The organism is Megasphaera sp. NM10, from assembly GCF_000417505.1.
Classification (GTDB): domain Bacteria; phylum Bacillota; class Negativicutes; order Veillonellales; family Megasphaeraceae; genus Megasphaera; species Megasphaera intestinihominis.
The window spans coordinates 1-5,211 of the sequence record NZ_APHY01000095.1; the positions used below are offsets into that span (position 1 = coordinate 1).

The 5,211-nt window shown below is 51.0% G+C and carries 2 protein-coding genes and 1 pseudogene; all 3 read left to right on the plus strand.

Annotation, left to right across the window (positions count from 1 at the left end; all coding sequences use genetic code 11):
- Positions 1–260: 260 nt before the first annotated feature.
- A pseudogene (locus tag NM10_RS15340) lies at positions 261–395 on the plus strand (ESPR domain-containing protein); the annotation flags it as partial.
- Between the two features lie 516 nt (positions 396–911).
- Entirely contained in the window at positions 912–4,790 is a 3,879-nt protein-coding gene (locus NM10_RS14850; protein ID WP_239639741.1) for an S-layer homology domain-containing protein, read from the plus strand.
- Between the two features lie 13 nt (positions 4,791–4,803).
- The gene (locus NM10_RS12095) at positions 4,804–4,989 is read left to right on the plus strand and encodes a type II toxin-antitoxin system RelB/DinJ family antitoxin (protein ID WP_020311830.1); all 186 of its coding nucleotides are present in this window, start codon (positions 4,804–4,806) and stop codon (positions 4,987–4,989) included.
- Positions 4,990–5,211: the final 222 nt, after the last annotated feature.

The following is a 5,211-nucleotide window of genomic DNA, read 5'->3' on the forward strand; positions in this document are numbered from 1 at the left end:
CTTCAGGACGATCMTGTACGTCTTCCGCGCTCTTGATGTCGTAGTTGTTGAGGATTTGCTGAGCAATCTGCTCGCCTGGGGTAGTTGGTGGAGTTTTACACTTTGCCATTCTGTTACCGTCCTTATCTTTGTTTACCCCAGTATGGGGCATAAAGTAGATTCATGCAATACCGATTTACACAAACTATTTTACACTCCCAAACTGGCACGAAAATTTCATATATGTATTATGAAATATATTCAGAGAGAGGGGATGTCCTATGAATAAAATCTTTAAAGTTATCTGGAGTAAAGCAAGAAATTGTTATGTTGTCGTGTCGGAATTGGCTAAGAGCCATGACGACGGCCATGTACGCCGCAGCCGTAGCGGATGCTGTCGTAAAGCCGCCATTTTGGCAGCCTTTGTCCTGACGATGTCGCTGGCGGTAGTGCCGGTTTGGGCAGCTGATAGCAATGGAAACATTACTAATAATGACGCATCTACAATGACTGGTAGTAATACTACGAATCAGAGTAAAAATAGTGTTATCTACGGCTCAGGAAATGCTGTTGATGATTCGGAAAATACTGTCGTAGTAGGTAAAGATAATAAAGCCAAGACGAATAGTGTAGTCATAGGCAACGGAGCTCAGAGCAATGCTACAGATCAGATTGTCATAGGTAAAGGCAAAGCTAATGGAGATGCCATCGGTAGTATTGTTATCGGAAATAGTGAAGCCATAGCCAATACTTCGCAATCTGTAATTATAGGTAATTATGCAAAAGCTAATGGTTCTGGACAAGGCGTTATCGTTATGGGTAATGGCGCTATGGCAGATGATTATGCTGCAGGCTATAATGACAATGGGAAATACATTCCAGCGGGAATCGTTTTAGGCGAATATTCTTATAGTAATACGCGAGCTGGAAAAGTGGGTTATTTAAATGATAAGAAAGGTAGCAAGCCTTCGTCAGCGTTTACTGATGAATACTGGAATGCCGTATGGACAGCTACGGCTAATCCGATGGCTATTGGCAATGCAGATACCGATGCGAGCGGCAAAGGGGAAGGCCATAATGGACACGGTGTCTTGACGCGTCAAATTACAGGTGTGGCAGCAGGTACCGATTTAACTGATGCCGTCAACGTAGCTCAGCTGCAAGCGGCTATAGCCCAATTTAGTGGCGGTGGATCTGGAATTAGTGGCGATGGTGTCCATTATTATAGCGTGTCTTCTAATGAACAGGGGCCTGATTCTAACTACGACAATAAAGGGGCTACGGGAGCCAATGCCCTGGCTGCCGGTGTCAGTGCTTCGGCAACGGGGGCTCATTCAGTAGCTGTCGGTAACGGCGCAACCGCAAAAGGTCAAGATTCTATTGCTCTTGGTACGGGCGCCGTAGCAGATGGAATCGGTGCCACCGCTATTGGACAGTACAATACGGCGTCGGGCCAAAATTCATTGGCCTTTGGCGAAAAATCTACAGCTTCCGGCGAAGCCTCTACTGCCTTTGGTATCGGCTCTACGGCAGCGGCTAAGAACTCCCTGGCGGCTCTGGGTGGCACGGTAGCAGAATCGGCAGAGAATGCGGCTGCTATCGGTAAAAACGCTCAGGCAACTTTGGCAGACAGTGTAGCGCTGGGTAGTAATTCTGTAACCACCCGGGCTAAATACAGTGACTTAACTGATGAGGAAAAAAAGGCGGTCTATATTAAGGGGGATTCTACTGGTTCTGCCTGGGAAGCCACGGATAACGCCATTGCCGTAGGTAACGATAGCAAGGTCACCCGTCAGATTACCGGCGTGGCTGCAGGTTCTCTCGATACCGATGCTGTCAACGTGGCCCAGTTGAAGAAAGTACAGAATCTGGCTGGCAAGCATACCAAGGTCACCGTTGAAGGCGGGACCGCTGCCGGGACAGCAGACTATGCTGGTGAAAACCTGAAACTGAAAGTCAAGGACGACAATGGGCAGAAGACGTATGACCTGAAACTGAGCGATAAGCTGAGCGTTGGCGGCAAAGACGGCCAGGATGGCCATATCGGCGTCAACGGCCAGGATGGTAAATCTGGTGTCGGCATTGACGGCAAGGATGGTATCTCCATCAAAGGTAAAGACGGCAAAGATGGGGTCACCATCAAAGGCATCGACGGCAAAGATGGCGTCAATGGAGCCGAAGGCCATATCGGCCTGAACGGCAAAGACGGTATGACGGATATCTGGACGAAACCGGGTACGCCGGGCCTCAATGGCAAGGATGGGGAAACCATGACCCGTATCGTCTATAAAGACCCGAGCGGCCAGGAACATGAAGCCGCTACCCTCGATGATGGCCTGAAATTCGGTGGTGACTTTGGCAACGCCTCGGCAGTCAAACTGGACAAGCAGGTCAATGTCAAAGGCAATGCCAAGAAAGAAACCGACCTCACGGATGGCAACATCGGTGTCGTCTCGAGCCAGGACGGTGAAAACGGTCAGCTGCTGATCAAACTGAACAAGGACCTCAATCTGGGTAACAATGGTTCTGTCAAGATGGGCAATACGACCATCAACAATGCCGGTGTCACGATTCAGCCGTCGGCCGGCGATGCAACGAAATCCGTCAGCCTGACAAATAAAGGCCTCGATAACGGCGGCAACAAGATCACGAATGTGGCTGCTGGTGAAATCAGCGATACGTCGACGGATGCCGTCAATGGCAGCCAGCTGAATACGGTCAAGAATTTGGCCGAACAGCATACGACAGTGGAAGCTGGTCCTTCTGGCAACGTTACGGTTACGCCAGGAACAAATGCGGATGGCAGCAAGAAGTACACGGTTGACTTAGCCAAGGATGTCACTTTTGGCGATGCTGCTAAGGGTGACAATACGGTTGCTATCAGCGGCACCAATGGCACGATTACGGCCGGTACAGGCGATAACAAGATCACTGTCGATGGCTCGAGGGGGCAGATTGTTGCTGGCGGCAACAATGGCGTCAAGATTGGCAACATTGAAAATGGCGATAGAAGCCTGACCATCTATGATAAGGACGGTAAGGCTACGGATAAGAAAGCCGATGGCGGCCAGTTTGTCACTAACCTGGATAACAAGACCTGGAATACGGATGGTTCTTATGTCAGCGGCCGTGCTGCTACAGAAGACCAGCTCCATCAGGTAGAGTCCAATGTCAATAAGAAGTTTGATGATGTAAATACGAAGATTGAAAGTGTCGATAAGCATCATACGGAAGTCACTGTCAATGGCGGTACGGCTGCGAAAGCGGACGGCTCCTACACGGATGGTAACCTTCAGATTGCTCAGAAGACGGGTTCTGATGGCCAGAAGATTTATGATTTGAAGCTCAGCGATAACCTGAACATCGGTGGTGTTGGCAAAGACGGTAAAGATGGTAAGGACGGCCATATGGGCATCAATGGTGCTGATGGTAAGTCCGGTGTCGGCATTGACGGCAAGGATGGCATTTCCATCAAAGGTAAGGATGGCCAGAATGGCGTCACCATCAAGGGTGTCGATGGCAAGGATGGTACGGAAGGCCACATTGGCCTGACAGGACCTAAAGGTGCTGATGGTCAGAATGCCACGGCCGATATCCATGTCCAAAATGGCCAGAACGGTGTCGATGGCACAGATGGTCATGGCGGCAAGGATGGCATGGATCGCGTTGTCTATGAAGACCACAATCATATTACCCATGAAGTGGCTACCATGGACGACGGCATGAAGTACAGCGGCGATTCCGGCAATGCAGCGGTGAAACTGAACAAGAATGTCCAGATTTACGGCGGTGCCACGGAATATGCTGACGGTAACAACATCGGCGTCGTCGCTTCGCAGGATGGCGATAATGCCAAACTGCAAGTCAAACTGGCCAAAGACCTCAAAGGCCTGGACAGCGTTACGACGGGCGACACGACCATCAATAACAGCGGCCTGACGGTCAAGGGCGATGACAATCACAAGGACATCACCATCCATCAGGATAACGTCAATATGGGCGGCAATAAGGTTAGCGGTGTCGCCGACGGCAAGGTCAGCAAGGATTCGACCGATGCCGTCAATGGCAGCCAGCTCTGGCAGCGCGACCAGGCTATCAACGGCCTCAGCGGTTCTGTCAATAAACTGGGCAACCGCATCAACCGCGTCGGTGCCGGTGCCGCTGCTTTGGCAGCTCTCCATCCGCTGGACTTCGACCCGGACGACAAGTGGGATTTCGCAGCCGGCTACGGTAATTACCGCGGTGCCAATGCGGCCGCTATCGGTGCTTACTACCGTCCCAATGAAGATACCATGTTCAGCGTCGGTGGTTCCTTCGGCGGCGGGGAAAACATGGTCAACGCCGGTGTCAGCATTAAGCTGGGCCAGGGCAACCACGTTTCGACGTCCCGCGTCGCTATGGCCAAGGAAATGAAAGCCATGCGCCAGCATATGGCCGAACAGGATGCCCTCATTGCCAAACTGCAGAGCATGCACGGCATGGCTGTCGACCCGACTAAGAGTACGCTCTTCCCGGATGTCGCTGAAAACCATTGGGCTTACCAGTACGTCACGACGCTGGCTAAGAAAGGTATCCTCGAAGGCTATCCCGATGGCGAATTCAAAGGCGACCGCATGATGACGCGTTATGAATTTGCGGCCATCGTCTACCGCATCGTCGAAAGCGGTGTGGGCAGCACGGATCCGGAACTGAGCAAACTGGTCAAAGAATTCTCGCCGGAACTCCAGTACATCCGTATCGACACCATCCAGAAAGACCGCAACGGCAAACCGACTATCGAACGAGTACGCGTCATTTCCGATGCGAAATAAAAGGGGGAATAGAATGGCTACACAAATTGGCGTATCCTTTCGTATTAACAAGGAATTAAAAGAAGACTTTGAAGAGTTTTGTGATTCCGTAGGGCTGAGCATGTCCGCTGCGATCATCTTGTTCATCAAGGCGGCAGTTCGGGAACAACGGATTCCCTTTGAAGTTACTGCGCTAGATCAGACACATAAAAAATATTAATCATGTAAGAAGGGGCTGTCGCATGAAGGCTTACGCCATCATGCGAGGCCCCTTTTTGCGTGCCTCGGACTCAGATGCGGCTGCGCCGCGACAGACGCATGATTGTATTACGACCGAGCGCCACTCGTCATAAATTCCGGCTGTGCACAGGATTCACGCGGGACGACTTTTAGCCGTCCCCTACGAAATCGCATACAAGCGATGGAAATGAATGCAGGCTGC